This is a genomic window from Pseudomonas reinekei (genome assembly GCF_001945365.1).
In the GTDB taxonomy this organism is placed as follows: domain Bacteria; phylum Pseudomonadota; class Gammaproteobacteria; order Pseudomonadales; family Pseudomonadaceae; genus Aquipseudomonas; species Aquipseudomonas reinekei.
On sequence record NZ_MSTQ01000006.1, the window covers coordinates 90825 to 116635 of the forward strand.

A 25811-nucleotide genomic window follows, 5' to 3' on the forward strand; every position below is an offset into this window, starting at 1 on the left:
GACGGTTTTATTGAGCCGTATCTACTGTGTACTAGAACTGTGTTGGTAGGGATATTGACCAGGGCAGTTTCTGGGGTCGCACCGAGAAGACTAGGAGGGCCAGGTGTTGCCAGTGTATTGATGGATTGCAAGGCTCCACGAATCTCGCTTCTTCATAATGATCAATCTGCCGTGCCTGTAAATTTTTAATACAATGGAAGCTATCGCTTTTTCTCATCTCCGCTGTTTCAATTTTTGCTCGATTAGCCTCATTTCTGCCTTGATCGCAGCGATGGTGAGCCTCTGCATCGCTGTGCTTTTCCCGACTTTGGTATCCATGATCTTGAGTAGGGCAGTAAGGTGAGCTTTTCTCGCTATAGACGTTTCGGATATGGGCGAGCTGTTTTGTGTCGCTGCGTTCATTGCTTCGATCCTTGGCGTGATTTAAACAGCCCGCGAAAGCAGGCTGTTTCAGGTGTGTCGGCAGTTACATCGAAAGCAAATCTCGCGTGCGATGTTGGCTTCCCCGATCTGCGAGATCGCTCCACCTCCAACTGCCAGAGTTTTCACCTTGTTGAGGAATATCGAGCTTGAAGAGTGATACTGGATCCCGGTTGATCATGCGGGAAGCAGCGTAAAGCTTTCCGCCCACGTCGAGCAGCGCTTTGGCCGCTTCATTCCACTGTTCCTCCAAAACGTCATGAGCGAGGTGTAAGGCCTTTTTCTCGATCTTTTGTTGCTCTTTCTGAGCCTCGGTGATGTGTCGATCAATGGTGATCAGCTCCTGCTCCAGGGCAGTGATGATCAGGTGTTGACGACGATGTTGTTCGGTCGCGGCAGTGAGGTTTTTTGCCGCTTTCTGTGCGTCACTGTTGGCAGCTTTTTCGCCCTCCACATCGCCCCATGCCACAGCCTGCGCGTAAGCGGTAGCCGCGAGGGTCTCCGCTTGGCGTGCACTGGCTATTTCCTCTTGCGCTTGCTGACGCACTTCCTCCAAGCGAGTACTGAGGCTTTGCCGTTTTTCATTGAGTTCGATCTCATCCGCCGCCCAGTTCGCCATGCTGGCAATGAAGTCCGCCATCAGGACGTCGCAATTGGCAAGGTCCTCACGGCGACGGATCTTCCGATCTAAAAGTTCAGCGTTGAACGTGCGCGAATCAAAAACCCTTTTTAGCTCGTTGTACTTGTTTTGCAGCTCGCGTTTCCGGTCCGGTTCGATGGGGTCTTCACTTTCCAGCACGACCTCAAGTGGCAGAAGTTCGGCGCGCAGTGGTTCTGCCTCGCTCAGCAATTGATCGCGACGGTCTTTCAGTTCCTGAATCTCGTTCATTTGTCTTATCTCTCTTCAATTCGATTATGGGTTGGTTGAGCGGCTGGCGAGGCCGGAATGAGCCGGCGCTACCTCAGTCAGTAGGCTGGCCGTCAGGCGGCCTGAGCCTCGCTTTCATCCGTACCCGGCACGGTCTTCACCACATAGCAACGCTGTGTGCCCATCCCGGGTAAACGGATGGAGCAGGAGGCTTTGCCGTTGGGACCTGGTTCAAGGACGCCACGGCGGATCAGCTCCTTGTTCACGGCATTGAGGTTCATGCCCTTGAACACTTCGGAGCGCCAAGCTTCGGGCAACACGTAGTAGGTGTTGGTGGTGTGCAATGCATCGCCCAAGCCGTGCTCCAGCGACTTGCGAAAACCCAGGCGGTCGATGGTGCGCGGGCCGTGCTCATCGATCTTCGCGGCCGCGGACTCCCAACGCGTAAAGCGACTCTCACCGAAACGCTCGATGACTTGGCGCAACCGTGCCAGGATCGCGTCCCCTTCGAGATTTCCGGCGCCGCCGCGCTCATTCAGCCAGGCACTCAGGCACACACGAGCGGCAGTGGTGGCGGTGCCGTCTGGCCAGCCAGTGATACCCATAGCGGTGGCCAGCTCGCCTGCTGCGGCAGCCAGACCAAAGCGGGCCGCCGCACGATGCGCCTGACCGCTGGCCGAAGCAGGAAGTGCCTTGGCAATGAAGCCTTCCAAGGTGTGGCGCAGAATCGATGACCAACCATGCAGTTTGCCGGGCTCACAAAGGGCCGACAGGAAGGCGGTGAGTGGTGTGCCGTAGTACTTGGCTACCCGTGCCTTGAGCGCATCGGAGAGGGCCGCCGCATCATCAAAACCGTTCAGTACATCAAACATGCCAAGGCCTTTGCTGGCGTCCGCTGGCACGGCAAGCATCCGCACCTCCATGCCGGCTTTCAGCTCCTTGTTGGCTTCGGCCATGTGCTGCGCCAAGGTCTTTTCGCCGGTCGAAAGAAACAGCAAGCGCCACTCCTGCACCTGCCGGCCCGCTTGTCCTCGATCATTGGCGCGAGCTTTCCCGGTGCCATTGCCGAGCATGTATACCGTTTCACCAATGATGCGCGGGTCGCACATGCCGATTTCATCCAGCACTAGGAGACCGTCCGAATGCGCGGCGGCGATGGATTCCAGCGCGTTATCCGTCGAGCGCCATGAGCGCACCAGCCGCGGCCCGCCGTAAATCGAGGCGGCCACTTGCAGGTGGGTGGTCTTACCGCCCGAGCTGTCGCCATAGAGGTGAAAGCCGCCGGACTCGTGGCCTAGCATGTGCAGCAGTGGGCCGGCGAACGCCACGCTGGCCACAAACGCCAAGCGGTGATTACCGATGCATAGGGCGCCGATCTGTTCTTGCCACTGCTCCAGAGTGCCGGCTTCGCTGATGGGCGGCAGCTGCGCGCCGGCCTCATAGAAGTGCAGGTGTTCGGCGTGTGAGCCGACCTGCTGTTCGGGCAGCAAGAAGGCGCTGTCATGCCAGCCCAAACGGGTGACCAGTCGTGCGCGTTGCGCGCTGTCGAAGCCGCCGAGATAACTCTGCAGGTCGTTGCGGGCATTGCGCCCGGATCGACTGCCGGCCAGACGCAGACCCATGTCCACCAATGGGCCTAGCACGTCTTTGCCGAAGTCGCCGGTCATGGTCCGCGCCGGAATGTTCCAGCGCTTCTTTGCACCGTCCGGATCGTCAAACTCGACCAGCAAACCCCAGTTATGGCCCTGGGCATCACGAGTGCGCGCCAGGATCTCCAGTGGCGAGCACACGGGGCGCGCCTCGCCATCGTCACCGGAATAAAACACCCCGTCCGGCGTCAGTCGGAAGCCGCCGGGCAGCAAATCGTTTTTAGGTTTTGCGGCACGCTTGGTCGTTGGCTTGGCTTTGGCTTCAGGTGGCTCGGCCGGGGCTTTCTCCGGCGAAACACCGAACAGTTCACCGCTGCGTTCCAACTCGGCGATGTGCGCTGCCGTCCAGCCTTTGGCCTGGGCATCGGCCGCGTCGTCGCCCTTATCCCATTGACCCTCCTTCGTGAAAATCGGTTGATTGTTCTTGAGGGTGGGCTTGCGTTTGAAAACATCCAATGCGATCGCGCGCAACGACGCTACACCGATCTGTTGCAGGTGTTTGGCGACGGCATCCATGCAGCTTGTGCCGCTGGTATCGTTGTCTGGCCACAACACCACGGAACGACCTTTGAGCGGCGTCAGGTCAGCTTTGTGCCAAGAGTTCGAGCCGTTCGGCCAGCACGTGGCCACGTAGTCGGGCAGCAGATCCGTCGCAGCGTCGGCGGCCTTTTCGCCTTCGCACAGAATGACCGGAGCCTCTGCGCGTTGCGCCAGTTCATCCAGGCGCAGCAGGGGACGCGGCTCCGGCAGACCTTGCCAACGCCATTGCTGCGTTTGACCGTCGGCCCGTTGGCACCAGGTCAACGGCGCAAACACTTTACGTGATTTGCCGTCTTCATCCGGGCCCAACTCGAAGCGATAGAGCGCCATCACCGGGTGGCCCTGAGCATCGCGATACATCCAGACTTTGGACGGCGCGCCGTGTTGCCGATGCTTGGACGGGCACTTGCTCATGGCCTCGGCCGGGATCGGCTGAATGGCCAGCCATTCCGGAGTTTGGCTTTTGCTGGGGCTCGATTTCGATTGAGTCGCCCCAGCGGTAACGTGCAGCAGATCCGCCAGTTTGTTGCAGGCTTCGACGTCGGTGCCGCCCTCCAGATAGCGCACCAGATCGATCAGGTCGCCACCTTTGTCGCCGGTCGCAAAATCCGCCCACGTGCCCTTGCTCAAGTTGACCTTGAGCGAGCCGGCGCGCTTGTCGGCGCGGGTTGGATTCGGAGCGGTGTATTCCTTACCGCCATCCACACGCTTGCCGTTGGGCAGCCAGTGCGACAGGACGCGATCGACGTCTTTTAGTGCGGCGTTTTTTACGTCGGCGAAGCTAGGCCGTTTTGCAGTGCTAGTCGGGCGTTGGCTCATGTGTCTGCCCTCGATAGGAACAGGGCATCGCTGATGTCATCAATCAAGGCTTTGGCCATCTCGCCCAGGTACACCGCAGGCCAGCTGAAGCGTTCTCCCTTATCGCTCATGGCAGCGTCGAAACTTAGTTCATTGGCGTAGTGCTGCAGCAACGAAGCCATCTCCAACGCTTCCTCGACTGGAACACCGGCATTCACTCGAAAGAGTTTCAAGTTAGTAGCGTTGACGCGCGAAAAAGTGGCGTTCCCCAGCGTGATGGAAGTGCTCATAGCACACCGCCTTTCTGCGCTGCAGGAATCGAGGTGGTGTCACCGTGCAAGGCAAGGGTTTTGATCAGCCCGAGGGTGCCGCGTACATCCCAAATGACGGCGGCGATGACATGGTTGGCTAGGCGCGATTCGCCTTCAAAGTGGTCTTCAAGCAGGGTCAGCACCGAATCGGCACGAGCGATTGCGCAGGTGATGGCGTCAATGGGAACACCAGCTTCTACTCTTGAATCTACGCAGAGCAGGTCTTCGGGCAGGGAAAAATACATGGCGTCGTTCATTGGGCACCACCTGCGGTTTCCAGTGCGCGGGCTTTGGCCATGTGAGCGTTGTAGCGGGTGAGGCGTGTTGCGAGGCTGGAATTGGCGTGTAAAGCGGCGAGAGCCATTGCACGGTGTGCAGCGGCGCGTTTTTTGGACGGATCGATGGTGATCATTTGATGTAGCTCCCGAATCAGAGGAGCCACCACAGCCTGCCGCCAAGCAGGGATGGGTGGCGAATTGCGCAAGATTGGCGGACCGGTGATTCAGGAACCCGGCGCACCCGAAGGTGCTCCTGCGCAACTCGCCATAACGCATAATCGCGGGCACAAAAAAAGCGCCTGCAATTGAGTATATGGCGCTGTTGCGCCTGAAATCATTCGACCCGCCAAGGTCGGTCGCTGAATTTGCAGCGACGCTCAGAGAGTAACGTCCCATTTTGGAAAGCGCAACTGCGCAGAAAGCTTGTGCATTTTTCCGATGCGGCATAACTTGTTTGGGCATGTAGATTTACCTCAACGCCTCCGGATCGCTCCCGGGGGCGTTTTCGTTAGTGCAGGGTAGTGACGGGGCGGACGAGCGTGAGCCATTGCAAGTGGCTACCTTGGTCTGCGCGTTGCCGAATCTGCTGGAGCGCTTCGGGATTGCGCAGCAGGTTGGGAATTAGTTCGCGAGCGTCGTTGATCACCACGTCTGCTGGTGGCTGAACCGCAAGCAGCGTCCACTCCAGGTTCTGCCACAGCACGACCAGCACCTGTGCGCCGGCTGCGATCGCCTGATCACGGAGCGCAAGCAAACGCTGACGACCTTTGATCTCTGCGGTAGAAGACGGAGACGCTTCAAGTGCTCCGAAAAGATCTAAGGCTTGGTGAGGTAGAAAGGTCGGAGTCATGCCGCCTCCTGCGTGCTGGTGAACAGCGGTTGCGGCGTTTCACCTTTGAGCCAAGCCAGGATTTTGCTGTCCTCGACGCACCGTCGGCGGTGTTTTACCGCGAGCAGTTCACGCTGCTGTGCCAGGCATTCGTTCACGTAGCCGGACAGGTCCGAGGTCAACTTCAATTCACGGTGAAGGCGTTCGCTTGCAGTTTTTTCCTCGGCAAGATCCTGCTCAGTGATGCGTTGCCACACCGCCGGATCGTTCGCGTAGCCGGCCGACTGGTCGACCAGCCAGTAAGTGACCCAGTCGGTCAAACCCAGCGATTTCAGCTCGGCGCGGCGGCCCTCCTTCATCGCGAAATGGCCGGTGCCGTGGATGCTGGAAAACTCCCTGCGTACCGCGTTTATGCGGATCAATTCAGGCAATTCCCATGGATTGGGTTTAAGTGGAAGGACCAGGCCATCAGGGTTGAAAAAGAAGGCCTCTTGTTCTTCCCCGTTCCAGCTCACACCCGCAATCGTGCGGTGCCGCCAGTTGATTTCCCCGGTTTGATAGAGGCGAAATCCGATGCTGTAGGAGTCGAGAAATGGCCCTTTGAATGGACTGTAGTTGCGCTTCATGCGGCCACCTGGTCACGCGCCTCGATTCGGCTGCGTGTCCATGCCTGCACTTCGGAAAGAACCCAGGCGACAGGGGCGCCGCGTGCGTTGCTGTTGCTCAATTTGACGGGCAGGGGAAAGTTGCAGTCAGGGCGCTGCATGAGCTTGTAGATGGTTGGGCGAGCAAGGCCTACCATCGCAATGACTTCGTTGATACGAATGAGGGTTGTTGCGGGGTCGCGAGCTGGGGATTTGGTATTAATTGTTTGGATGGAAGAGGTCATAGTCGTGCCTATATGGTGAGAGACAGGCACAGACTAGAGAGGGGAAAAAAAGCAAACACGGTTTGCTTTTAATGAAATTTATCGAGGTAAGTATCCACCCATGATCAGGTATTTTTTGACGGTAGGCTCAGACGCTATGCCCTCCTGTTCGACTAATGCTTTTTTCAGCTCCCGCTCTGAAATCGTAGGATTGGCCAAAATGTGACGATCAGCTGCCTTACAAACGCGCTCGCGGAGATCCGCTGCATTCTGCTGCTTTACCGACTCCGGCTTCCTATTGGCCTTACCCGCCGCCGCGCCTCTTTGCGAGGCTTTGGCGGAAAACGCTTTACTCAGCGCCTCGTTTAGAAAGCTGGCCACATTGAAGTTACCCCTCGATACGTCGATGTCCTCAACTTGTCTGTAGAGGCTCGCCAGCATGATCGCCTTGTCGGCATTGCCCATGAATGTGCGGAAGGATTCACGAGCGTCAATTTCCCCGCCTGGATCCTTTAGTCGCTCCTTTTCGGCCAGTGCGCAATATTTCTTGGGGTCTGTTACTTGCATTTGGGCTATGAGGTCTGCGTCCAGGTCGAAGACGTAGAGTTCCGTTTCAAAGAGCCAGTTGGCGAGAACTTGAACCGCTTGAATGCTCTGCACGAGGGTGTAAGTCGCCACGAGTTGCGAGTCCGCAGCGTTGCGATCAATGCTATGAAACCGTCGTATGACACTCGGCAGTGAGGCTGCATCGGCGTAGCTGGCATGTTCCTCGATCTCGTCGCGTAGTCGAAACATCGTAGCGACCACCGACCCTGCTCGATCAGGATAACGGCCATCCTCAAGCCAGAATGAGGTGGCGTAATTGGCCAGCTCCAGCGCCTCTTTGAAATGCTCGCGAAACGGCGAATACAACGCTAACTCACGCACGGCCTGTTCGATGTCGTCTAGTTCCCACAGCAAATTACTGACATCGAAGCCAGCAATCTCCAGGCGGCCAATCGGCATATTCTCATCGTCCATCCACCGCCCCCTGGCCCCGCTGTGGGTAACGGATGCAGCGTTTTACGACAAGGGCTCCCTCGACCAACAGGGAGATGGCTGGGCAAGTATTGTTACACGATTCGACCGCGTAACACGTCGTGTAGCGTTGAGAATTTTTTGGTGTAGCTCGAGATAAGTCTCTTATATTCAATAACTTACAGGTTGTCGCAACACCTGTAACACGCGTAACACCGTTTTTTGGGGGGGAATGGATAATTGGTTTCATATCACCTTTCCAAATTGGCCTTGCACGACATTGCCAACTACTAGCTCATCAAGATGATCTGCGTACCACTGCATCATGGTTACTCGTTTTTCAAGGTATTGTGCTTTGTTGTACACCCCTGAGATGCCTTCCTCTTTGTGAGCAAGTTGCGCTTCGACGTGTTCTTTTGGCCAGCCATGTTCTCGAAGCAATGTGCTCGCGGTGTGCCGAGTGCCGTGCCCAACGAGGCGGCCTTTATAGCCAATGGTGGCGAAGACCTTATTGATCGTGTTTTCGCTAATGGTCGGATTTTTGGCTCCGACCCCGGGGAAGAGCCAACGACTGCGACCGGTTAAGCAGTGCAGCTCTTTCAGCGCTGCAACAGCTTGGTGGGGAAGGGGGCATACAAAATCCCGACGCATCTTCATCTTGGTGGCAGGCGTGGTCCAAATGGCTTTCTCAAGGTCGAATTCCTTCCATTCAGCCAAGCGGACCATCCCAGGCCGTGATGCCGTCCATACACAAAGCCATGCCGCAGTGCGGGCCGTCAGCCTGCTCGGGGTGTTTTTGAGTGCCAGGAGGAAATCAGCCAGTTCAGGCTCCAGCAAATGGGGATGCTGTTGAGTCTTAGGGGCTTGGGCCGCAATATCGCGAAGGCGGCTGCCCGGATCGTTTTCAGTCAGACCTAAGCCGATGGCTCGCCCGAAGATCTGATTTATCCAGGTGCGACACTTTTCCGCCACGTTGTGTGCGTCTCGGGCTTCGATGGATGCCTGGAGCTCTGCGCAATCGGTACGGGTGATTTCGTCTAAAGGCTTGTCTCCCAGTGCTGGAAGTATGTCCTTGTCGAGGTAGGTGCGGATTTTGTTCAGGGTGGAGGATGCGAGACCCTTTTCCTCTTTCGCCCTCAGCCATGCATCAGCAGCAGCTCGAAAGGTTCGGGTTTTTGCGGCATCGATAGCAGCTTTCGCGGATCGCTTTTGTTCAAGGGGATCGGCACCGCTACTCACTACTTTGCGTAGATCGGCAGCTTTGTCTCGTGCCAACGCACCACTTACTTCCGGGTAACCCCCGAGCCCCATCCAAGCCCAATTGCCCGCCGGACGTTTGTAGCGAAGCTGCCAGGATTTACCACCATCAGGTTTGACCCTGAAGTAGAGGCCATTTCCGTCCAGCTCCCGGTATTCCTTTGATTCCGACTCCAGTCCCGCAAGTGTTGTATCTGCGAGAGGGCGACGCTTGATGTCTGCGCGCTTCATCCTTGTATCCCAAAGTTCGGTATTTTTCTCAGGATACAAGCAGGGATACAGGGATACAACGGATAAGGGGATACAGAGGTAGATAGTCAGACACAAAAAAACCGGCTCAAGTGGCCGGTTTCTTTGGGTCTGAGAGTCTGGTAGAGACTTTCAGATACTGCTATATGGTGCCCCGAGGGAGACTCGAACTCCCACTCCTTTCGAAAACGGATTTTGAATCCGCCGCGTCTACCAATTCCGCCATCAGGGCTCAATGGCGGCGAAGTATAGAGATGAGATTACCGTCGGTCAATCAGGTACATAGAGAATTTTCACTATTTCGGCTAGACTTCCGGCCCCTGCTAGACGAACCCCATCATGCGCGTTGCTGACTTTACTTTCGAACTCCCAGATTCGCTGATTGCCCGCCATCCTTTGGCCGAGCGTCGCAATAGTCGCCTGTTGACCCTGGATGGGGTCAGCGGCGCTTTGGCACACCGTCAATTCACTGATTTGCTGGAGCATTTGCGCCCCGGCGATTTGATGGTGTTCAACAATACCCGGGTGATTCCGGCGCGACTGTTTGGCCAGAAGGCTTCCGGCGGCAAGCTGGAAATCCTGGTGGAGCGGGTGCTCGACAGTCATCGCGTGCTGGCCCATGTGCGCTCCAGCAAGTCGCCCAAGCCGGGGTCGAAGATCCTTATCGACGGCGGTGGCGAGGCCGAGATGCTGGCGCGGCACGATGCGTTGTTCGAGCTGGGCTTTGCCGAAGAGGTGTTGCCGCTGCTCGACCGTGTCGGGCACATGCCGCTGCCTCCTTATATAGATCGCCCGGATGAAGGCTCGGACCGCGAGCGTTATCAGACTGTGTACGCCCAGCGCCTGGGCGCGGTGGCGGCGCCGACGGCGGGGCTGCATTTCGATCAGCCGTTGCTGGAGGCGATTGCCGCCAAGGGCATCGAGACGGCGTTCGTGACCCTGCACGTCGGCGCCGGCACGTTCCAGCCGGTGCGCGTGGAGAAGCTCGAAGACCACCACATGCACACCGAATGGCTGGAAGTCGGCCAGGACGTGGTCGACGCCGTGGCTGCGTGCCGCGCTCGCGGTGGCCGCGTGGTGGCGGTGGGGACCACCAGCGTGCGTTCCCTGGAAAGCGCCGCGCGCGATGGCGTGCTCAAGCCGTTCAGCGGCGATACAGACATTTTCATTTACCCTGGCCGGCCGTTTCATGTGGTCGATGCTCTGGTCACCAACTTCCATTTGCCCGAATCCACGCTGTTGATGCTGGTTTCGGCGTTCGCCGGTTATCCGGAAACCATGGCTGCCTACAAGGCCGCGGTCGGCAACGGGTACCGCTTTTTCAGCTACGGTGATGCGATGTTCATCACGCGTAATCCTGCGCCGACTGCCCCTAAAGAATCGGGCCCCGAGGAAACTGTATGAGTCGCACCTGTCGTATGTCTTTCGAGCTGCTGGCCACTGATGGCAAGGCTCGTCGCGGTCGTTTGACCTTCCCGCGCGGTACCGTCGAGACCCCGGCCTTCATGCCGGTGGGCACGTACGGCACGGTCAAGGGCATGCTGCCACGGGATATCGAGGCGACCGGCGCTGAGATCATTCTGGGTAACACCTTCCACCTGTGGCTGCGACCGGGCACGGAAGTGATCAAGAAGCACGGCGACCTGCACGATTTCATGCAGTGGAAAGGCCCGATCCTGACCGACTCCGGCGGTTTCCAGGTGTTCAGCCTGGGCGCCATGCGCAAGATCAAGGAGGAGGGCGTGACCTTCGCTTCCCCGGTCGACGGCGCCAAGGTGTTCATGGGCCCGGAAGAGTCGATGCAGGTCCAGCGTGACCTGGGCTCCGACATCGTGATGATTTTCGACGAATGCACGCCGTACCCGGCTGATGAAGACGTCGCCCGCATTTCCATGGAGTTGTCCCTGCGTTGGGCCAAGCGTTCGAAAGAAGCCCATGGCGACAACACGGCGGCGCTGTTCGGTATCGTCCAGGGCGGCATGCACCAGGACCTGCGCATGCGCTCGCTGGAAGGCCTGGACAAGATCGGCTTCGACGGCCTGGCCATCGGCGGTCTGTCGGTAGGCGAGCCCAAGCACGAAATGATCAAGGTGCTGGATTATCTGCCGGGCATGATGCCGGCTGACAAACCTCGTTACCTTATGGGCGTTGGCAAACCGGAAGACTTGGTTGAGGGTGTGCGCCGCGGTGTGGACATGTTCGATTGCGTGATGCCAACCCGTAATGCCCGCAATGGGCATCTGTTCATTGATACTGGCGTGCTGAAGATCCGAAACGCGTTCCATCGCCATGATGATTCGCCGCTCGATCCAACCTGCGATTGCTATACCTGCCAGAACTTCTCCCGCGCTTATCTGCATCACCTGGACAAGTGCGGCGAAATGCTGGGAAGCATGCTCAATACCATCCATAACTTGCGTCATTATCAAGTGCTTATGGCTGGTTTGCGCGAGGCTATTCAACAGGGTACATTGGCCGCCTTTGTCGATGCCTTCTACGCCAAACGCGGGTTACCTGTTCCGCCTTTGGACTGAGTTTCCTGACCCCAAGATTCAACATTTGCAACTGGAGTGCTAAATGAGCTTTTTTATCTCTAATGCCATGGCTGACGCTGCTGCACCTGCTGCTGCGAGCCCAATGGGTGGCGGTTTCGAGTGGATTTTCCTGGTCGGCTTCCTGGTCATCTTCTACCTGATGATCTGGCGTCCACAGGCCAAGCGCGCCAAAGAGCAGAAGAACCTGCTGAGCAGCCTGCAGAAAGGCGACGAAGTTGTGACCACCGGCGGCATCGCTGGCAAGATCACCAAAGTGGCTGACGATTTCGTTGTTCTGGAAGTTTCCGACACCGTCGAAATGAAATTCCAGAAAGGCGCCATCGCCGCCACGCTGCCAAAAGGCACGCTCAAAGCGATCTAAGTTTCAACTTCATATTCAATCGACGGGGCGCGCAAGGCGCCCCGCGTCATAAACGGGCGGCGTGATGCTGAACAAATATCCTCTGTGGAAATACATTCTGATCCTGGCGGTGCTGGCGGTCGGTCTGATTTATTCCGCTCCCAATCTTTATCCTGATGACCCGGCCATTCAGGTCAGCGGTGCAAGCACGGCGCTGCAGGTCAATCAGGCTGATCTGGATCGTGTGAGTGCTGCGCTCAAGGAATCCGGGATCAACGTCAAGGCTGCCACGCTGGCAGAGGGCGGCAAGGGGGGTCTGATTCGCCTGACCAAGGCTGAAGACCAGTTGCCGGCCAAAGACGTCGTGCGCAAGGCATTGGGTGATGACTACGTCGTCGCGCTGAACCTGGCGCAAACCACCCCGCCATGGCTGCGCAACCTCGCTGCGCACCCGATGAAGCTGGGTCTGGACTTGTCCGGTGGTGTGCACTTCCTGCTGGAAGTGGACATGGACAAAGCCCTCGACGCACGCCTGAAAGTCTACGAAGGCGACGTCAAGAGCCTGCTGCGTAAAGAGAAACTGCGCTATCGCAGCCTGCCGCAGCTCGATGGCGCCATTCAGCTGGGCTTCACTGATGAAGCTGCCCGCGAACAGGCCCGCAGCCTGATCCGCAAGAATTTCAACGATTTCGACATTGTTCCGGCCGACCTCAATGGCCAGCCGGTACTGCGTCTGGCGATGACCCCGGCCAAGCTGGCGGAAATCCGCGAATACTCCATCAAGCAGAACTTGACCACGGTGCGTAACCGCGTCAACGAGCTGGGTGTTGCCGAACCGATCGTCCAGCGTCAGGGCGCCAATCGCATCGTGGTTGAGCTGCCGGGCGTGCAGGACACCGCCGAAGCCAAGCGTATTCTCGGCAAGACGGCCAACCTTGAGTTCCGTCTGGCGGCTGAGCCTGGCGCTTCGAAAGCCACTTCCGAAACTTTCGAGTTCCGCGAGGGCAATCGTTCGGCGCAGATCGAGCGTGGCCTGATCATCACGGGTGACCAGGTCACCGACGCCAAGGCTGGCTTCGACGAGCACGGCAGGCCGGAAGTGAACATTCGTCTGGATGGTCACGGCGGTGAGCTGATGAGCCGTGCGACCCGTTCGAACGTTGGTCGCAGCATGGCGGTGATCTTCATCGAGCAGCGTCCGGTGACCACTTACACCAAACAAGTGGTCAACGGCGTCGAGAAAGACGTGCCGGTTCAGACTTTCAAGGAAGAGAAGAAGATCATCAGCCTGGCGACCATTCAGTCGCCGCTGGGTGCGCAGTTCCGCATCACCGGCCTGAACGGCCAGGGCGAATCGTCCGAACTGGCGCTGCTGCTGCGTGCCGGTGGTCTGGCTGCACCGATGTACTTCGCTGAAGAGCGCACCATCGGCCCGAGCCTGGGTGCGGACAACATCACCAAAGGTATCGATGCATCGCTGTGGGGCATGCTGTTCGTCTCGCTGTTCATCATCGCCATCTACCGCTTCTTCGGCATCATCGCCACCGTCGCTCTGGCGGTGAACATGGTAATGCTGCTGGCCTTGATGTCGCTGTTGGGTGCAACGCTGACCCTCCCGGGTATCGCCGGTATTGTGTTGACCATGGGTATGGCGGTCGACGCCAACGTGCTGATCTTCTCGCGGATTCGTGAAGAGATCGCTGCAGGCATGACCATCCAGCGGGCAATCAACGAAGGCTTCGGCCGGGCATTCACCGCGATTCTCGACGCCAACCTGACCACCTTGCTGGTCGGTGGCATCCTCTTTGCCATGGGCACCGGCCCGGTGAAGGGCTTCGCAGTGACCATGTCCCTCGGGATCTTTACCTCGATGTTCACGGCCATCATGGTGACCCGCGCGATGGTCAACCTGATCTTCGGCGGTCGTGACTTCAAGAAGTTGTGGATTTAAGGGGCTGCCATGTTACGTACAATCAACTTCATGGGCGTTCGCAACGTTGCGTTCGGCGTCACATTGTTCCTCACGCTGCTGGCCTTGTTCAGCGTAGCGACCAAGGGCATGAACTGGGGCCTGGACTTCACCGGTGGTACGCTCATCGAGCTGACCTACGAGCGTCCGGCCGATGTCACCAAGGTGCGCGAGCAGTTGGTAACCGCCGGTTATCACGACGCCATCGTGCAGAACTTCGGTGCGACCACCGACCTGCTGGTGCGTATGCCTGGCGAAGACCCGCAACTGGGTCAGATGGTAGCCGAAGCCTTGCAGAAGGTCGGCGGCGAGAACCCGGCGACGGTCAAGCGCGTCGAGTTTGTCGGCCCGCAGGTCGGTGAAGAGCTGCGCGACCAGGGCGGCCTCGGCATGCTGATGGCGCTGGGCGGCATCCTGATCTACCTGGCTTTCCGCTTTCAGTGGAAGTTTGCAGTCGGTGCCATCGTTTCCCTGATCCACGACGTGATCGTGACCATCGGTATCCTGTCGTTCTTCCAGATCACCTTCGACCTGACGGTGCTGGCGGCGGTACTGGCGATCATCGGTTACTCGCTCAACGACACCATCGTGGTATTCGACCGGGTTCGTGAGAACTTCCGGGTGCTGCGCAAGGCCAGCCTGATCGAGAACATCAACATCTCGACCACGCAAACCCTGCTGCGGACCATGGCGACCTCGATTTCCACGTTGCTGGCGATCGCGGCGCTGCTGTTCTTCGGTGGCGATAACCTGTTCGGCTTCTCCATCGCCCTGTTCATCGGTGTGCTGGCGGGTACTTACTCGTCGATCTACATCGCGAACGTGGTGCTGATCTGGCTGAACCTGAGCACTGAAGACCTGATTCCTCCGGCGAATACCGAGAAGGAAGTCGACGACCGTCCTTGAAGGAAGTTTCCTCAAGCGATGTAGTCTAAAAAGGCGCGAGTTGAACTCGCGCCTTTTTTTATGCTCCAAGGCTGGGAGAAGCGCGGACATGTTCCGCGGGTGATGGTCAGGAGGTTCATGTGAACAAGTCGATGCTGGTTGGTGCGGTATTGGGTGCTGTCGGTGTGACTGCCGGGGGTGCTGTGGCCACCTACAGCCTGGTTAAAGATAACGGTCCCGAGTACGCGCAAGTGCTCGCCGTTGACCCGGTCAAGACACAAATCAAGACTCCGCGTGAAGTGTGCAAGGACGTCACAGTCACCCGGCAGGCGCCGGTGAAAGATCAACACCAGATCGCCGGTACCGTGGTCGGTGCACTGGCGGGCGGTCTACTGGGTAACCAGATCGGCGGCGGCACCGGCAAGAAGATTGCCACGGTTGCGGGCGCGGTCGGTGGTGGTTATGCCGGTAACAAGGTTCAGGAAGGCATGCAGGAGCGTGACACCTACACCACGACCCAGACCCGCTGTAACACGGTGAACGATATCAGTGACAAGGTCGTTGGCTACGACGTTCGATACTCGCTGGATGGCAAGGAAGGCAAAGTGCGGATGGATCGCGATCCGGGGAATCAGATTCCTGTGGATAAGGAAGGCAAGTTGATCCTGTCGCAGAACGAACCGGCTCAGTAATGAGCGCCGCTTAAAAAGAAGCACCCTGCGGGGTGCTTTTTTACGCCCGCGATTGAAGCATCACGCACGATCCAATGTGGGAGCGAGCCTGCTCGCGAAATCGGTCTGTCATTCAAAACCAATGCTGACCGGTGCACCGCCTTCGCGAGCAAGCTCGCTTCCACATCGGGGGTTGTGGTGTGTCAGGAGGTGGATCGCAGGCATAAAAAAAGCACCCCGAAGGGTGCTTTTTTCTGTCGCTTGAAGCTTAGCGCTTCAGCGAGGCCGGCAGGTGCGGCTGGATCGCCGTCAGGACTGCCTTGAAGCACTTGGTGTTACCGGCAACGACGTGGCCTTTTTCAAGGAAGTCGTGACCACCGGTGAAATCGCTCACCAAGCCGCCGGCTTCCTGGATCAGCAGGGCGCCTGCAGCCATGTCCCACTCGGACAGGCCCGACTCCCAGAACGCGTCGAAACGGCCGGCAGCCACGTACGCCAGGTCCAGGCTCGCCGAGCCAGCGCGGCGGATGCCGGCGGTCTGGCCAACCAGGGCACGGAACATGCCCAGGTAGTTGTCGAGGTTGTCCATCTGGTCGTCACGGAACGGGAAGCCAGTACCCAGCAGGGCGCCTTCCAGGCTGGTGCGGCCGCTGACGCGCAGGCGACGACCGTTCAGTTGAGCGCCGCGACCCCGGCTGGCGGTGAATTCTTCCTGGCGAACCGGGTCCAGAACAACGGCGTGCTCAAGACGACCGCGGTATTTGCAGGCGATGCTGACAGCGAAGTGAGGAATGCCGCGCAGGAAGTTGGTGGTGCCGTCCAGCGGATCGATGATCCACAGGTACTCTTCGCCTTCGATGCCGGAGCCGGCGTGCAGGCCAGTCTCTTCACCCAGGATCGAGTGGTTCGGGTAAGCCTTGCGCAGGGCGTCGATGATTTTCTGTTCAGCGGCGCGATCCACCTCGGATACGTAATCCTTGGCGTCTTTTTCGTCGACCTTGATGGTATCCAGGCGCTCGATGGAGCGGAAGATCAATTCACTGGCGCTGCGGGCGGCGCGCAGCGCGATATTCAGCATGGGCTGCATGGATGTGTCACCTAAGGTTGTTAAAGAAAGCCGGGCATTCTATCAGAAAGTTTCTACAGGAGAAGGACGACGTTCGCTTTCATGGCTTAACGGTAGGTTCAGCTGTAAGATTCCGCTCCCGATTATCGTGTTCGAGAGCGCCTCCCTTGCTGCAAAACATTCGTGTCGTCCTGGTCAATACCAGCCATCCGGGCAACATCGGCGGGGCCGCGCGTGCCATGAAAAACATGGGCCTGTCGCGGCTGGTGCTGGTCGAGCCTCGTCTGTTCCCGCACCACGAAGCCGATGCCCGTGCTTCCGGTGCCGGTGACATCCTTGAAAACGCGCAAGTCGTCGCCACCTTGGAAGATGCCTTGGTCGGCTGCAACCTGGTGCTTGGCACCAGCGCCCGCGACCGGCGCATTCCCTGGCCGTTGCTCGATCCCCGCGAATGCGGAACGAAAGTGGTCGAGGAGGCCGTGCAGGGCGCCCAAATCGCTCTGGTGTTCGGTCGCGAAGATTCCGGTCTGACCAACGAAGAACTGCAGCGATGTCATTATCACGTGCACATCCCGTCAGACCCTGAGTTCAGCTCGCTGAACCTTGGGGCGGCGGTGCAGGTGTTGAGTTATGAAGTGCGCATGTCCTGGCTCACGGCCCAAGGCCAGCCGAGCAAGGTCGAGAAGGAAGAAGTGGCCTCGGTCAAAAGCGCTGAGCTGGCGACCATGGATGAGCTTGAGCGATTCTATGAGCACCTGGAGCAAACCCTGGTGGCTATCGAATTTCTCGATCCGGAAAAGCCACGGCACTTGATGGCGCGCCTGCGCCGGTTGTACGGACGCAGCTCGGTCAGCCGGGCGGAAATGAATATATTGCGTGGCATCCTCACGGAAACCCAAAAAGCGGCCCGTGGTGAGCTTCTAAAGCGGAAGGATTAATGATGTTTGAGCGTTTGCGTGAAGATATCCAAAGCGTATTCCATCGAGACCCGGCGGCGCGTAACGCTTTTGAAGTCCTGACTTGCTACCCGGGCATGCACGCCATCTGGATTCACCGTTTGTCGGCAATGCTGTGGCGCGCCGACCTGAAATGGCTGGCGCGGCTGGTATCGAACTTCGGTCGCTGGTTGACCGGGATCGAGATCCATCCGGGTGCCAAGGTGGGTCGACGCTTCTTTATTGACCACGGCATGGGTATCGTCATCGGTGAAACGGCTGAAATCGGCGATGACGTGACCATTTATCAGGGCGTGACCCTGGGCGGCACCAGTTGGAATAAAGGCAAACGTCACCCGACGCTGGGCGATGGCGTTGTGGTCGGGGCAGGCGCCAAGGTGCTTGGCCCGTTCACTGTGGGTGCCGGGGCCAAGGTCGGCTCCAACGCCGTGGTGACCAAGGAAGTGCCGCCAGGTGCCACGGTGGTGGGCATTCCGGGGCGGATAATCGTCAAGCCCGACGAAGAGCAGAGCGCCAAGCGCAAAGCCATGGCCGAGAAGATCGGCTTCGACGCCTACGGCGTGACTGAAGACATGCCGGACCCTGTGGCGCGAGCCATCAACCAGTTGCTTGACCATCTGCAAGCGGTCGACGGGCGTCTGGAGGGGATGTGCGGCGCGTTGAAAGAACTGGGCAGTAATTACTGTGCGAAAGATCTGCCTGAGCTGCGCGAAGAAGACTTCGCCTGTGTGAAGGATAAGGATCAGAGCCAGGCCAGCTAGGCCGCGTCGATCCCTGCGCGAGGCTCGCTCCCGCATTGGCATGCATTTTCAAGTGTGTGCGAGCCTGCTCGCGAAGAACGATAACGCGGTACTGCTGGCTGTACATGTCCAGCCTTTGCTATGATGCGGCCGCTCTTTTGCGGGTAAACCTGACTAAAGTACTAGGTCTTATAGTTGACTTAAATACTCGGGAATTGCATACTCGCCCCATTCCGAACTCCGTGGTAATTGTCCATGCGACTGACTACAAAAGGCCGATACGCCGTGACCGCCATGCTCGACCTGGCGTTGCACGCGCAGCACGGGCCCGTGTCCCTGGCCGATATCTCCGAGCGCCAAGGCATCTCCCTGTCCTACCTCGAACAGCTTTTTGCCAAATTGCGCCGCAGCAATCTGGTGTCCAGCGTCCGCGGTCCGGGCGGTGGTTACCAATTGTCCCGCGACATGCAGGGCATCCAGGTCGCCCAGGTGATCGATGCGGTGAACGAATCGGTCGATGCAACCAAATGCCAGGGCCAGGGCGATTGCCACTCCGGTGACACGTGCCTGACTCACCACTTGTGGTGCGACCTGAGCCTGCAGATCCACGAATTTCTCAGCGGTATCAGCTTGGCTGACCTTGTGACTCGCCGTGAGGTGCAAGAAGTAGCCCAGCGTCAGGATCAACGCCGTTGCAACAGCAAGGCGCCACGCCTGGACAAGATTGAAGCGTCCGCCGTCGAATGACAGCCACAGAGCTAAGCGGCACGCCAGCCAGCCTGATTTAGGAGATAGTCCATGAAATTGCCGATTTACCTTGATTACTCTGCGACTACCCCGGTTGATCCGCGTGTCGCGCAAAAGATGAGTGAATGCCTGCTGGTCGACGGAAACTTCGGTAACCCGGCGTCCCGTTCCCACGTGTTCGGCTGGAAAGCTGAAGAATCCGTCGAAAACGCCCGTCGTCAGGTGGCCGATCTGGTCAACGCCGATCCGCGTGAAATCGTCTGGACTTCCGGCGCCACCGAGTCCGACAACCTGGCAATCAAGGGTGCGGCACATTTCTATGCCACCAAAGGCAAGCACCTGATCACCACCAAGATTGAGCACAAGGCTGTCCTCGACACCATGCGCCAACTGGAGCGTGAAGGCTTCGAAGTCACCTACATCGAGCCTCGCACCGACGGTCTGGTCACTCCAGAGATGATCGAAGCCGAGCTGCGTGACGACACCATCCTGGTGTCGGTCATGCACGTGAACAACGAAATCGGCACCATCAACGACATCGCTGCGATCGGTGAATTGCTCCGTTCCAAGGGCATCCTGTTCCACGTCGACGCTGCTCAGTCCACCGGCAAGGTTGAGATCGACCTGCAGAAGCTGAAAGTCGACATGATGTCGTTCTCCGCCCACAAGACCTACGGTCCGAAAGGCATCGGCGCCCTGTACGTCAGCCGCAAGCCGCGCGTACGTATTGAAGCGACCATGCACGGCGGCGGTCACGAGCGCGGCATGCGTTCGGGCACCCTGGCCACGCACCAGATCGTTGGCATGGGTGAAGCTTTCCGCGTAGCCAAGGAAGACATGGCAGCCGAGAACGTGCGCATCAAAGCCTTGAGCGACCGCTTCTACAAGCAGGTCGAGCACCTGGAAGAGCTGTACGTCAACGGCAGCCTGACCGCCCGCGTTCCGCACAACCTGAACCTGAGCTTCAACTACGTTGAAGGCGAGTCGCTGATCATGGCGCTCAAGGACCTGGCGGTTTCGTCCGGTTCGGCCTGCACCTCGGCGTCCCTTGAGCCTTCGTACGTACTGCGCGCCCTGGGCCGCAACGACGAACTGGCGCACAGCTCGATCCGCTTCACCTTCGGCCGTTTCACCACCGAAGAAGAAATCGACTACGCCGCGCAGAAAGTCTGCGAGGCCGTTACCAAGCTGCGCGCTCTGTCGCCGCTGTGGGACATGTACAAAGACGGTGTCGACATTTCGAAAATCGAGTGGGCGGCACACTGATTTCAAGTCGCCGCGAACCGGCCCCGCGCACCATGGTGACGGGGCTTAAAGAGCGACTCTCTGATGAGTGAGGATTGAGAATCATGGCTTACAGCGAAAAGGTCATCGACCACTACGAAAACCCGCGCAACGTCGGCAAGATGGACGCGCAAGATCCTGATGTCGGCACCGGCATGGTCGGCGCGCCGGCTTGCGGCGACGTGATGCGCCTGCAGATCAAGGTCAACGATGCTGGCATCATTGAAGATGCCAAGTTCAAGACCTACGGCTGCGGTTCGGCTATCGCTTCCAGCTCCCTCGCCACCGAGTGGATGAAGGGCAAGACCCTGGACGAAGCGGAAACCATCAAGAACACTCAGCTGGCTGAAGAGCTGGCCCTGCCGCCGGTGAAAATTCACTGCTCCGTACTTGCCGAAGACGCTATCAAGGCGGCTGTTCGCGACTACAAGCAGAAGAAAGGCTTGATCTGATTTTCGAGTTTTGGCGACGAGTAAGGAGTCACCGATGGCTATCAGCATGACAGAAGCGGCTGCTCGACACGTGCGGCGCTCCCTCGACGGGCGCGGCAAAGGTGAAGGGATTCGTCTGGGTGTTCGCACCACAGGCTGTTCCGGCCTTGCCTACGTGCTGGAGTTTGTCGACGAGGTGGTGGCAGAGGATCAGGTGTTCGAAAGTCACGGCGAAAAAGTGATTATCGACCCGAAAAGCCTGGCCTACCTGGACGGCACCGAGCTCGATTTCGTCAAGGAAGGGTTGAACGAAGGCTTCAAGTTCAACAACCCCAACGTGCGCGGTGAATGTGGCTGCGGCGAAAGCTTCAACATCTGAGGCTTGTCGTGGGTACTCCTTGTCATTTCGCATTATTTGAGCTGCAACCGAGTTTCAATCTGGACCTCGACCAGCTGGCTACGCGCTACCGTGAGTTGGCGCGCAGCGTTCATCCGGACCGCTTCGCTGACGCTTCCGAGCGTGAGCAGCGGCTGGCGCTAGAGCAATCCGCGAGCCTCAACGAGGCCTACCAGACGCTCAAGAGTCCACCCAAACGCGCGCGTTACCTGCTCGCCTTGAAGGGGGGCGAGCTGCCGCTGGAGGTCACGGTGCATGATCCGGAGTTTCTTCTGCAACAGATGGCGTTGCGTGAAGAGCTCGAAGACCTGCAGGACAGCGCCGACCTCAATGGCGTTGCCGTCTTCAAGCGTCGCCTGAAGGCTGCCCAGGATGAACTGAACCAAAGCTTCGCAGCTTGCTGGAACGATGCCGCGCAACGCGAACAGGCCGAACGCCTGATGCGGCGCATGCAGTTCCTCGACAAGCTCACCTACGAAGTGCGCCAGTTAGAAGAGCGCCTCGACGATTAACCCAGTGCCGCTCCGGTCGCACGCCTGATATACAGATAAGTCCTGATAACGATGGCCCTACTGCAGATCGCCGAACCCGGCCAAAGTCCTCAACCGCACCAGCGTCGTCTGGCTGTGGGGATCGACTTGGGCACTACCAATTCGCTGGTCGCTGCGTTGCGCAGTGGTCTTTCCGAGCCTTTGGCTGACGCAGAAGGGCGGGTCATCCTGCCGTCTGCCGTGCGCTACCACGCCGATCGCGTCGAGGTGGGCGAATCCGCCAAGCTGGCTGCCGCCACCGATCCCTTGAACACCGTGCTGTCGGTCAAGCGCTTGATGGGTCGTGGTCTGTCCGACGTCAAGCAATTGGGCGATCAACTGCCGTACCGCTTCGTCGGTGGCGAGTCGCACATGCCGTTCATCGACACGATCCAGGGCCCGAAAAGCCCGGTGGAAGTGTCCGCCGATATCCTCAAGGTTCTGCGTCAGCGTGCTGAGGCGACTTTGGGCGGCGAACTGGTGGGCGCGGTGATCACCGTTCCGGCCTATTTCGATGATGCGCAGCGTCAAGCCACCAAGGATGCGGCCAAGCTGGCCGGTCTCAACGTGCTGCGTTTGCTCAATGAGCCAACCGCAGCCGCTGTGGCGTATGGTCTGGATCAACACGCCGAAGGCCTGGTTGCGATTTACGACCTGGGCGGCGGCACTTTCGATATTTCGATTCTGCGCCTGACCGGCGGTGTCTTCGAAGTGCTGGCTACCGGTGGCGACAGCGCCTTGGGCGGCGATGACTTCGACCACGCCATCGCTGGCTGGATTATCGAGAGCGCCGGTCTGTCCGCCGACCTCGATCCGGGCGCGCAGCGTAATCTGCTGCAAACCGCTTGTGCGGCAAAAGAAGCGCTGACCCATGCTGCGGCCGTTGAAGTTGCCTATGGCGACTGGAAAGCCGAGCTGACCCGTGAAGCCTTCAATGCGCTGATCGAGCCAATGGTCGCCCGCAGCCTCAAGGCCTGCCGTCGTGCGGTGCGTGATTCCGGCATCGAACTGGAAGATGTGCATGCCGTGGTCATGGTCGGCGGTTCGACTCGCGTACCTCGGGTTCGCGAAGCCGTCGCCGAAGCCTTCGGTCGCCAGCCGCTGACTGAAATCGACCCGGATCAAGTGGTGGCTATCGGTGCCGCGATCCAGGCTGATACGTTGGCCGGCAACAAGCGTGACGGCGGCGAGCTGCTGCTGCTTGACGTGATTCCGTTGTCCCTGGGGCTGGAAACCATGGGCGGCCTGATGGAGAAGGTGATTCCGCGTAATACCACCATCCCCGTTGCCCGCGCCCAGGACTTCACCACCTATAAAGATGGCCAGTCGGCCATGGCGATCCATGTATTGCAGGGTGAGCGCGAGCTGATCAGCGACTGCCGTTCCCTGGCGCGCTTCGAGTTGCGCGGCATTCCAGCGATGGTGGCCGGCGCGGCGAAGATTCGCGTGACCTTCCAGGTCGATGCCGACGGTCTGCTCAGTGTCTCGGCCCGTGAGTTGGGTTCGGGTGTTGAGGCCAGCATCCAGGTCAAGCCGTCCTACGGTCTGACCGACGGCGAAATCGCCAAGATGCTCAAGGATTCGTTCCAGCACGCCAACGATGACAAGGTTGCTCGCGTATTGCGCGAGCAACAGGTCGACGCCCAGCGCCTGATCGAAGCGGTGCAAGCCGCTCTGGAGGCTGATGGCGAGCGCTTGCTCGACGCCGAAGAGCGAATGGTCATCGATGCGCAGGTGCAGGAACTGACCGAACTGATGAAAGGTACCGATGGTTACGCCATCGAGCAGCAGACCAAGCGTCTGTCGCAAGTGACCGATGCCTTTGCTGCCCGCCGCCTGGATTCGACGGTCAAAGCCGCGCTGGCGGGGCGCAACCTGAATGAGATTGAGGAATAACGATGCCGCAGGTCATTTTTCTGCCACACGAGAAGTTCTGCCCCGAAGGCATGGTTGTGGAGGCTGAGCCTGGCATATCCATTCTCGAACTGGCCCACGAACACCATATCGAGATGGAAAGTGCCTGCGGCGGCGTCTGCGCCTGCACCACTTGCCACTGCATCATTCGCGAAGGTTTCGACTCGCTGGAAGAGGCTGACGAGCTGGAAGAAGACTACCTTGATAAGGCTTGGGGTCTTGAACGCGAGTCCCGTCTGGGGTGCCAGGCCAAGGTCGGTACCGAAGACCTGACCGTCGAAATTCCGAAATACTCGCTCAACCACGCAGCCGAAGCGCCGCACTGATTCAAGGAATTGTCATGAGTCTCAAGTGGACTGATGTGCTGGAAATCGCAATCCAGCTGGCTGAAAGCAAGCCCGACGTGGACCCTATGTCGGTCAACTTCGTCGATCTGCGCAAATGGGTGATGGAACTGCCCGAGTTCGACGACAAGCCTGAGCATTGTGGCGAGAAGATCCTGGAGGCCATTCAGGCCCACTGGATCGAAGAACGCGACTGAGCCACGCTGCAGGTTAGGCAATACCCAAGAACCCGCGTATAATTCGCGGGTTTAATTTTTCGCAAATTACCGTTTCTGGAGTTACACCATGGCTGTTCAACGTACTTTCTCCATCATCAAGCCTGACGCCGTTGCTAAAAACGTGATCGGCAAGATCACCACTCGCTTCGAAGACGCTGGCCTGCGCGTTGTAGCTTCGAAACTGAAGCAACTGTCCAAAGCTGAAGCCGAAGGCTTCTACGCTGAGCACAGCGAGCGCGGTTTCTTCGGTGACCTGGTTGCCTTCATGACTTCCGGCCCGGTTGTCGTTCAGGTTCTGGAAGGCGAAAACGCTATCGCACGCAACCGTGAGCTGATGGGCGCTACCAACCCTAAAGAAGCTGCTGCCGGCACCATCCGTGCTGACTTCGCTGAATCGATCGACGCCAACGCCGTTCACGGTTCGGACTCCGAAGCCGCTGCTGCTCGCGAAATCGCTTACTTTTTCGCTGCTACTGAAGTAACCACTCGCTAAGCATTGGCTTAAGAGTGAAGGTGAATCCATGACTACATCGACTGTAAAAACCAACCTGCTGGGGCTGACTCAACAGGAAATGGAAAAATTCTTCGACTCAATCGGGGAGAAGCGTTTCCGTGCCGGTCAGGTAATGAAATGGATTCACCACTTTGGCGTCGATGATTTCGACGCCATGACGAACGTCAGCAAGGCCTTGCGCGAAAAGCTCAAGGCTGTTGCTGAGGTCCGTGGTCCGGAAGTGGTCAGCGAGGACATCTCCAGCGATGGCACCCGTAAATGGGTGGTGCGCGTGGCGTCCGGCAGCTGCGTCGAGACCGTTTACATTCCCCAGGGCAAACGTGGCACCTTGTGCGTTTCGTCCCAGGCAGGCTGTGCCCTGGATTGCAGTTTCTGCTCCACCGGCAAGCAAGGCTTCAATAGCAACCTCACCGCCGCCGAAGTCATCGGCCAGGTATGGATTGCCAACAAATCCTTTGGCAGCGTCCCGGCAACCGTCGACCGTGCCATCACCAACGTGGTGATGATGGGCATGGGTGAGCCGCTGCTGAACTTCGACAACGTTATTGCGGCCATGCATTTGATGATGGACGACTTGGGCTACGGCATTTCCAAGCGCCGTGTGACCCTGTCGACCTCCGGCGTGGTGCCGATGATCGATGAGCTATCCAAGCACATCGACGTCTCCCTGGCGTTGTCCCTGCACGCACCGAATGATGCATTGCGTAACCAATTGGTGCCGATCAACAAGAAATATCCGCTTAAGATGCTGCTCGAGTCGTGCCAGCGCTACATGTCGTCCCTGGGCGAAAAGCGCGTGCTGACCATCGAGTACACCTTGCTCAAGGACGTGAACGACAAAGTCGAGCACGCCGTGGAAATGATCGAGCTGCTCAAGAATATCCCGTGCAAGATCAACCTGATTCCGTTCAACCCGTTCCCGCATTCCGGCTACGAGCGGCCGAGCAACAACGCCATTCGCCGGTTCCAGGATCAGCTTCATCATGCCGGTTTCAACGTCACTGTCCGCACCACCCGTGGTGAAGACATCGACGCGGCCTGTGGTCAACTGGTAGGGCAGGTGCTGGATCGCACCCGTCGCAGCGAACGTTATATCGCCGTGCGTGAACTCAGTGCCGACAACGATATGGCGCAGAACGCCGCGAAATAACCAAGAGAGGATCTCT

Annotated in this window: 29 protein-coding genes and 1 tRNA gene; 18 read left to right on the forward strand and 12 right to left on the reverse strand. The window is 58.5% G+C overall.

What is annotated here, in order from left to right:
• Positions 1-466: 466 nt before the first annotated feature.
• The 11 genes from BVK86_RS11710 to BVK86_RS11755 all read right to left on the reverse strand — a co-directional run bounded on the left by BVK86_RS11710 (position 467) and on the right by BVK86_RS11755 (position 9316).
• Positions 467-1309, reverse strand: a complete 843-nt coding sequence (locus tag BVK86_RS11710; RefSeq protein ID WP_075946598.1) for a coiled-coil domain-containing protein — start codon at positions 1307-1309, stop codon at positions 467-469.
• A gap of 92 nt (positions 1310-1401) precedes the next feature.
• The gene (locus tag BVK86_RS11715; RefSeq protein ID WP_075946599.1) at positions 1402-4296 is read right to left on the reverse strand and encodes a DUF927 domain-containing protein; all 2895 of its coding nucleotides are present in this window, start codon (positions 4294-4296) and stop codon (positions 1402-1404) included.
• A complete protein-coding gene (locus BVK86_RS11720) occupies positions 4293-4565 on the reverse strand; it encodes a DUF3077 domain-containing protein (RefSeq protein WP_075946600.1) in 273 nt (90 codons plus the stop codon). Before BVK86_RS11720 ends, BVK86_RS11715 begins: the two co-directional genes overlap by 4 nt.
• On the reverse strand, positions 4562-4843 hold the full coding sequence (locus BVK86_RS11725) for a hypothetical protein (protein ID WP_075946601.1): 282 nt from the start codon (positions 4841-4843) through the stop codon (positions 4562-4564). Before BVK86_RS11725 ends, BVK86_RS11720 begins: the two co-directional genes overlap by 4 nt.
• Positions 4840-4998, reverse strand: coding sequence for a hypothetical protein (locus BVK86_RS29795; RefSeq protein WP_167371503.1), 159 nt, complete (start codon positions 4996-4998; stop codon positions 4840-4842). The genes BVK86_RS11725 and BVK86_RS29795 overlap by 4 nt, the downstream gene beginning before the upstream one ends.
• A 374-nt stretch (positions 4999-5372) precedes the next feature.
• Positions 5373-5714, reverse strand: coding sequence for a hypothetical protein (locus BVK86_RS11730; RefSeq protein WP_075946602.1), 342 nt, complete (start codon positions 5712-5714; stop codon positions 5373-5375).
• Positions 5711-6319 carry a hypothetical protein gene (locus BVK86_RS11735; RefSeq protein ID WP_075946603.1) on the reverse strand — a complete coding sequence of 203 codons (609 nt, stop codon included), beginning with the start codon at positions 6317-6319 and terminating at the stop codon, positions 5711-5713. Before BVK86_RS11735 ends, BVK86_RS11730 begins: the two co-directional genes overlap by 4 nt.
• Positions 6316-6582 (reverse strand): helix-turn-helix transcriptional regulator, encoded by a 267-nt coding sequence (locus BVK86_RS11740; protein ID WP_075946604.1) that lies wholly within the window; start codon positions 6580-6582, stop codon positions 6316-6318. Before BVK86_RS11740 ends, BVK86_RS11735 begins: the two co-directional genes overlap by 4 nt.
• A 78-nt stretch (positions 6583-6660) precedes the next feature.
• Positions 6661-7581 (reverse strand): hypothetical protein, encoded by a 921-nt coding sequence (locus tag BVK86_RS11745; protein ID WP_075946605.1) that lies wholly within the window; start codon positions 7579-7581, stop codon positions 6661-6663.
• Positions 7582-7824: 243 nt separating this feature from the next.
• Positions 7825-9066 (reverse strand): tyrosine-type recombinase/integrase, encoded by a 1242-nt coding sequence (locus BVK86_RS11750; protein WP_075946606.1) that lies wholly within the window; start codon positions 9064-9066, stop codon positions 7825-7827.
• A 165-nt stretch (positions 9067-9231) separates the two neighbouring features.
• Positions 9232-9316 (reverse strand) — tRNA-Leu (locus tag BVK86_RS11755).
• A 107-nt stretch (positions 9317-9423) separates the two neighbouring features.
• Here BVK86_RS11755 and queA point away from each other — a divergent pair.
• The 6 genes from queA to BVK86_RS11785 all read left to right on the forward strand — a co-directional run bounded on the left by queA (position 9424) and on the right by BVK86_RS11785 (position 15525).
• Entirely contained in the window at positions 9424-10488 is a 1065-nt protein-coding gene (gene queA / locus BVK86_RS11760; protein ID WP_075946607.1) for a tRNA preQ1(34) S-adenosylmethionine ribosyltransferase-isomerase QueA, read from the forward strand.
• Positions 10489-10502: 14 nt separating this feature from the next.
• Positions 10503-11618, forward strand: a complete 1116-nt coding sequence (gene tgt, locus BVK86_RS11765; RefSeq protein ID WP_162130301.1) for a tRNA guanosine(34) transglycosylase Tgt — start codon at positions 10503-10505, stop codon at positions 11616-11618.
• A gap of 43 nt (positions 11619-11661) precedes the next feature.
• Entirely contained in the window at positions 11662-12000 is a 339-nt protein-coding gene (gene yajC, locus BVK86_RS11770) for a preprotein translocase subunit YajC (protein ID WP_016773317.1), read from the forward strand.
• A 64-nt stretch (positions 12001-12064) separates the two neighbouring features.
• The gene (secD, locus tag BVK86_RS11775; RefSeq protein WP_075946608.1) at positions 12065-13930 is read left to right on the forward strand and encodes a protein translocase subunit SecD; all 1866 of its coding nucleotides are present in this window, start codon (positions 12065-12067) and stop codon (positions 13928-13930) included.
• 9 nt (positions 13931-13939) lie between these two features.
• Entirely contained in the window at positions 13940-14854 is a 915-nt protein-coding gene (gene secF / locus BVK86_RS11780) for a protein translocase subunit SecF (RefSeq protein WP_075946609.1), read from the forward strand.
• Between the two features lie 119 nt (positions 14855-14973).
• Complete coding sequence (locus tag BVK86_RS11785; protein ID WP_075946610.1) at positions 14974-15525, forward strand: glycine zipper 2TM domain-containing protein; 552 nt, start codon at positions 14974-14976, stop codon at positions 15523-15525.
• A gap of 247 nt (positions 15526-15772) precedes the next feature.
• On the opposite strand, the gene suhB is transcribed toward BVK86_RS11785, so the two are convergent.
• Positions 15773-16591, reverse strand: coding sequence for a type III secretion system regulator SuhB (gene suhB, locus BVK86_RS11790; RefSeq protein WP_075946611.1), 819 nt, complete (start codon positions 16589-16591; stop codon positions 15773-15775).
• A 146-nt stretch (positions 16592-16737) separates the two neighbouring features.
• Here suhB and trmJ point away from each other — a divergent pair, with 146 nt between their 5' ends.
• The 12 genes from trmJ (at position 16738) to rlmN (ending at position 25795) form a co-directional block, all read left to right on the forward strand.
• Positions 16738-17508, forward strand: coding sequence for a tRNA (cytosine(32)/uridine(32)-2'-O)-methyltransferase TrmJ (gene trmJ, locus BVK86_RS11795; protein WP_075946612.1), 771 nt, complete (start codon positions 16738-16740; stop codon positions 17506-17508).
• Between the two features lie 2 nt (positions 17509-17510).
• A complete protein-coding gene (gene cysE / locus BVK86_RS11800) occupies positions 17511-18287 on the forward strand; it encodes a serine O-acetyltransferase (protein ID WP_075946613.1) in 777 nt (258 codons plus the stop codon).
• 234 nt (positions 18288-18521) lie between these two features.
• Positions 18522-19013, forward strand: coding sequence for a Fe-S cluster assembly transcriptional regulator IscR (iscR, locus tag BVK86_RS11805; RefSeq protein ID WP_003227911.1), 492 nt, complete (start codon positions 18522-18524; stop codon positions 19011-19013).
• Positions 19014-19064: 51 nt separating this feature from the next.
• Positions 19065-20279, forward strand: coding sequence for an IscS subfamily cysteine desulfurase (locus BVK86_RS11810; protein WP_008057730.1), 1215 nt, complete (start codon positions 19065-19067; stop codon positions 20277-20279).
• A gap of 83 nt (positions 20280-20362) precedes the next feature.
• On the forward strand, positions 20363-20749 hold the full coding sequence (gene iscU / locus BVK86_RS11815) for a Fe-S cluster assembly scaffold IscU (RefSeq protein ID WP_056721266.1): 387 nt from the start codon (positions 20363-20365) through the stop codon (positions 20747-20749).
• Positions 20750-20783: 34 nt separating this feature from the next.
• On the forward strand, positions 20784-21107 hold the full coding sequence (iscA, locus tag BVK86_RS11820; protein WP_003227904.1) for an iron-sulfur cluster assembly protein IscA: 324 nt from the start codon (positions 20784-20786) through the stop codon (positions 21105-21107).
• Between the two features lie 8 nt (positions 21108-21115).
• Positions 21116-21637: a co-chaperone HscB gene (gene hscB, locus BVK86_RS11825; RefSeq protein ID WP_075946614.1), complete on the forward strand. Its 522-nt coding sequence runs from the start codon at positions 21116-21118 to the stop codon at positions 21635-21637.
• A gap of 51 nt (positions 21638-21688) precedes the next feature.
• The gene (gene hscA, locus BVK86_RS11830; RefSeq protein WP_075946615.1) at positions 21689-23551 is read left to right on the forward strand and encodes a Fe-S protein assembly chaperone HscA; all 1863 of its coding nucleotides are present in this window, start codon (positions 21689-21691) and stop codon (positions 23549-23551) included.
• Positions 23552-23553: 2 nt separating this feature from the next.
• The gene (fdx, locus tag BVK86_RS11835; protein WP_020795601.1) at positions 23554-23895 is read left to right on the forward strand and encodes an ISC system 2Fe-2S type ferredoxin; all 342 of its coding nucleotides are present in this window, start codon (positions 23554-23556) and stop codon (positions 23893-23895) included.
• 14 nt (positions 23896-23909) lie between these two features.
• Complete coding sequence (gene iscX, locus BVK86_RS11840) at positions 23910-24110, forward strand: Fe-S cluster assembly protein IscX (protein WP_017123703.1); 201 nt, start codon at positions 23910-23912, stop codon at positions 24108-24110.
• Between the two features lie 88 nt (positions 24111-24198).
• On the forward strand, positions 24199-24624 hold the full coding sequence (ndk, locus tag BVK86_RS11845; RefSeq protein ID WP_024014216.1) for a nucleoside-diphosphate kinase: 426 nt from the start codon (positions 24199-24201) through the stop codon (positions 24622-24624).
• A 28-nt stretch (positions 24625-24652) separates the two neighbouring features.
• Positions 24653-25795 (forward strand): dual-specificity RNA methyltransferase RlmN, encoded by a 1143-nt coding sequence (gene rlmN, locus BVK86_RS11850; RefSeq protein ID WP_056855164.1) that lies wholly within the window; start codon positions 24653-24655, stop codon positions 25793-25795.
• The last annotated feature ends 16 nt before the right edge of the window (positions 25796-25811 follow it).